At 61.1% G+C, this 4,649-nt stretch carries 2 protein-coding genes; both read left to right on the forward strand.

What is annotated here, in order from left to right; translation table 11 throughout:
* Positions 1-643: 643 nt before the first annotated feature.
* Complete coding sequence (locus EB809_RS20765) at positions 644-2,422, forward strand: PQQ-dependent methanol/ethanol family dehydrogenase (protein ID WP_123636767.1); 1,779 nt, start codon at positions 644-646, stop codon at positions 2,420-2,422.
* Positions 2,423-2,727: 305 nt separating this feature from the next.
* Positions 2,728-4,248: an aldehyde dehydrogenase family protein gene (locus EB809_RS20770; RefSeq protein ID WP_123636768.1), complete on the forward strand. Its 1,521-nt coding sequence runs from the start codon at positions 2,728-2,730 to the stop codon at positions 4,246-4,248.
* Positions 4,249-4,649: the final 401 nt, after the last annotated feature.

Consider the following 4,649-nt stretch of genomic DNA (forward strand, 5'->3'; position numbering starts at 1 on the left):
GGCGTGAAGGTCAGTTTTTCAGGTACCATTTTGGAAGCGGCTGTTGGTGTTGGTTTCTTGGGTAAGGTCTTGAAACCTTAACACTTTCAGCCGCTTTCTTTTATGCCCTGTGAGAAATCCGGGTTAGAATGCTGCAAAGGCGCCGTGGACGTAGGTTGGGCTGACGCAGGAAGCCCAACAAACCGGGTTTGCGACCTATCCCATTCAATACCGGCCAAGCCGGTTTTTGAGACCCATGCTCCAAGCATGCCCGCGATAACGGGAACGTCCGGTGCCCGCTTATTGTTGGGCTTCCTGCGTCAGCCCAACCTACCCGATTGAAGTTTTATCGGTCGGGCATGTAGCCGATGCTTCAGCTTCGGAGGGCCCGGTAGGGCCCCGGGGCATGTGGGGATTGGGTGTAACCCATGTTGCCGGTTCAAAGTGTTACCCATGCTCCGGTTGAACAGGGAGAGGGGGAGGCGGCCAAGCTCCAGCTTCCGGGCCGCCCCAACCAACCGGGTCTTACTACCAAGTGATGAGATAACTTGGTCTGCGGGTCAATTGTTGCACAGGTTGCCAAATCCAAGAATGTCAGGAGAGGCGGGAAGAGTTCCCGGTTCGTTGCTGAATCTGACAACAAGAGTAATGGGAGAGCGCAACCATGTATGCAACACGATTCGGAAAACAGTTTGCCGCCAGTGCGCTGGCGCTGGCTGTTTCATGGAGTGTCCAGGCCGCCGGCGTCACCGATGACGACCTGATGAATGACCAGGATACGGTCGACGATGTGGTGACTTACGGGATGGGTCTGCAGGGCCAGCGTTACAGCCCGATGAACGACCTGTCCACCGAGAACGTCAAGCAACTGCAGCCGGTATGGGCGTTCTCCTTTGGCGGTGAAAAACAGCGCGGCCAGGAATCCCAGCCGCTGGTGAAAGACGGCGTCATGTACGTCTCCGCCTCCTATTCCCGCGTGTACGCCATCGACGCCAAGACGGGCGACGAAATCTGGCAGTACGACGCCCGCCTGCCGGACGGCATCATGCCCTGCTGTGACGTGGTCAACCGGGGCGTGGCCCTGTACGGCGACAAGGTGATCTTCGGCACGCTGGACGCCAAGCTGGTCGCCCTGAACAAGGACACCGGCAAGGTGGTGTGGATCAAGAAAGTGGCCGACTATCAGGCCGGCTACTCCATCACCGCGGCGCCGATCATCGTCAAGGGCAAGCTGATCACCGGCGTGTCCGGCGGTGAGTTCGGTATCGTCGGCAAGGTCGAAGCCTACGACCCGAACACCGGCGAAATCCTGTGGACCCGCCCGACCGTGGAAGGTCACATGGGCTACGTCTACAAGGACGGCAAGAAGATCGAGAACGGCATCTCCGGCGGCGCGCCCGGCAAGACCTGGCCCGGTGACATGTGGAAGAACGGCGGCGCGGCGCCCTGGCTCGGCGGCACCTACGATCCGGAAACCGACAGCCTGTTCTTCGGCACCGGTAACCCGGCCCCGTGGAACTCGCACCTGCGTCCGGGCGACAACCTGTTCTCCTCCTCCCGTCTGGCGATCGACCCGGACGACGGCAGCATCAAGTGGCACTTCCAGACCACTCCGCACGACGGCTGGGATTATGACGGCGTCAACGAGCTGGTCTCCTTCGACCTGAAGGAAAACGGCAAGACCATCAAGGCCGCCGCCACCGCGGACCGGAACGGCTTCATGTACGTGCTGAACCGCGAGAACGGCGACTTCATCCGCGGCTTCCCGTTCGTGGACAAGATCACCTGGGCCAAGGGCCTGGATGAGAACGGCCGTCCGATCTACGCCGACAACGGTCGCCCGGGCGATCCGGCCGACATGAAGGGCGAGAAGGGCAAAGTGGTGGTGGCCCAGCCGGCCTTCCTCGGCGGCAAGAACTGGATGCCGATCGCCTACAACCCGAACACCGAACTGTTCTACGTGCCGTCCAACGAGTGGTCCATGGACATCTGGAACGAGCCGGTCTCCTACAAGAAAGGCGCGGCTTACCTGGGTGCCGGGTTCACCATCAAGCCGGCGCACGATGACTACATCGGTGTACTGCGGGCGATGGATCCCAAGACCGGCAAGGAAGTCTGGCGCTACGAGAACACCGCGCCGCTGTGGGGTGGTGTCATGACCACCGCCGGCAACCTGGTGTTCACCGGTACGCCGGAAGGCTACTTCAAGGCGTTTGACGCCCGTACCGGCAAGGAACTGTACAAGTTCAACACCGGTACCGGCATCGTCGGCACGCCGATCACCTGGAAGATGGGTGGCGAGCAGTACGTCTCCATCACCACCGGCTGGGGCGGCGCGGTCCCGCTGTGGGGCGGCGAAGTGGCCAAGGTGGTGAAGGACTTCAACCAGGGCGGTACGGTCTGGACTTTCAAACTGCCGAACGACAACGTGGCCAGCCGCTGATCTATCGCGGTGGCCGGTGACGAATCCCGGGCGGCGAGTCGTTAACGACCCGTAATAAAGTCCGGGATAACCGCCAGGCCACGTATGCCGGGTCTTGGGCCTGGCACTTATGAGAAGGGCTCCGATGGAGCCCTTTTTTATTTGAACTTATGCCGATTTTTTCCTACTACCAAATAACGAGATGGACGCATCGAAGGAACCATTTCGTGGCCAACAGGTGCTGGCTAGAGTGAAATCGTAGACGCAGGATTCGCCTCATGCGGTCCAAGTGCGGTCGCGACCATATAACAAGAGAGGTCACTATCATGATTTACGCTCAACCTGGTAAGGAAGGCTCCGTCGTCTCCTTTAAACCCCGCTATGAAAACTACATCGGTGGCGAATGGGTCGCCCCGGTGAAAGGGCAGTATTTCGAGAACATCACCCCGGTTACCGGTGATGTGATCTGTGAAATCCCGCGTTCCACCGCGGAAGACATCGACCTGGCGCTGGATGCCGCCCATAAGGCCGCGCCGGCCTGGGGGCAGACATCGGCCACCGAGCGCTCCAATATCCTTTTGAAGATCGCCGACCGCCTGGAGCAGAACGTTGAACTGCTGGCCGTGGCGGAAACCTGGGACAACGGCAAGGCGGTCCGCGAGACCCTGAATGCCGACATCCCGCTGGCGGTGGATCATTTCCGCTACTTCGCCGGCTGCATCCGCGCCCAGGAAGGCCATATGGGCGAAATCGACGGCAACACCATCGCCTACCATTTCCACGAGCCGCTGGGTGTCGTGGGCCAGATCATCCCCTGGAACTTTCCGATCCTGATGGCCGCCTGGAAACTGGCGCCGTGCCTGGCCGCCGGTAACTGCACCGTGCTCAAGCCTGCCGAGCAGACCCCGGCCTCCATCCTGGTTGTGATGGAACTGATCGGCGACCTGCTGCCGCCGGGCGTGATCAACGTCGTCAACGGCTTCGGCAGCGAAGCCGGCCAGGCGCTGGCCACCAGCAAGCGCATCGCCAAGATTGCGTTCACCGGCTCCACGCCGGTCGGCTCGCACATCATGAAGTGCGCCGCCGAGAACATCATTCCGTCCACCGTCGAGCTGGGCGGCAAGTCGCCGAACATCTACTTCTCCGACGTCATGGACGCCGAGCCGGAATTCATCGACAAGTGCGTCGAGGGTGTGGTGCTGGCGTTCTTCAACCAGGGCGAAGTCTGTACCTGTCCGTCCCGGGCGCTGGTGCAGGAAGACATGTACGACGCCTTCATGGCCAAGGTCATCGAGCGCACCAAGTCGATCAAGCGCGGCAACCCGCTGGATACCGACGTGCAGGTGGGCGCCCAGGCCAGTAAGGAACAGTTCGACAAGATCATGTCCTACCTGGAAATCGGCAAACAGGAAGGCGCTGAAGTACTGACCGGCGGTGGCCGCGAGGAACTGGACGTCGAGTTCAACAACGGCTTCTACATCCAGCCGACCCTGTTCAAGGGCGACAACAAGATGCGCGTCTTCCAGGAAGAGATCTTCGGCCCGGTAGTGGGTGTCACCACCTTCAAGGACGAAGCGGAAGCGCTGGCCATCGCCAACGACACCGAGTTCGGCCTGGGCGCCGGCGTCTGGACCCGCGACACCAACCGTCAGTACCGGATGGGCCGTGGTATCCAGGCCGGTCGGGTGTGGATGAACTGCTACCACGCCTACCCGGCGGGTGCGGCCTTCGGCGGCTACAAGAAGTCCGGTGTTGGCCGCGAGACCCACAAAATGGCGCTCGAACACTATCAGCAGACCAAGAACATGCTGATCAGCTACGACACCAACCCGCTGGGCTTCTTCTGAGGCCGGGCGAGACCCGAACTGGCTGAGAAGTCAGTAGACGAGGCGAGGTGACACAGGGAGGTGTCAACTGAACACGGTCCGGCCCCTCCGACCGGACCCCAACAGATTGCGTCTGTGTCCTCCTGCCATTGTTTGCGGCCCCTTTTGGGGCCGCTTTTTTGTGCGCCCGGCACGGGCGCACTCCTGGAGGTGCAAGTCCTCCCGTGAGCTGGCCACAGCGAGCGAAGTGAAGCGCAACTGCGGAAGGGCGACTGACCGTGGGGAGGAAGCGTGAAGCGTAAACCGTGAGCCGATGAACAAGAATCGGATACGAGGCGCTGCCGAGCAGGGCGAGCGGGCAAGAAGCCGCGAAGCTCTTGTGGCCAAGGCGAGGTGGCGTATATCCGGCGGTTGTGCGGTGA

Origin of the sequence: Marinobacter sp. R17 (assembly GCF_003789045.1) — a bacterium.
Classification (GTDB): Bacteria; Pseudomonadota; Gammaproteobacteria; order Pseudomonadales; family Oleiphilaceae; genus Marinobacter_A; species Marinobacter_A mangrovi.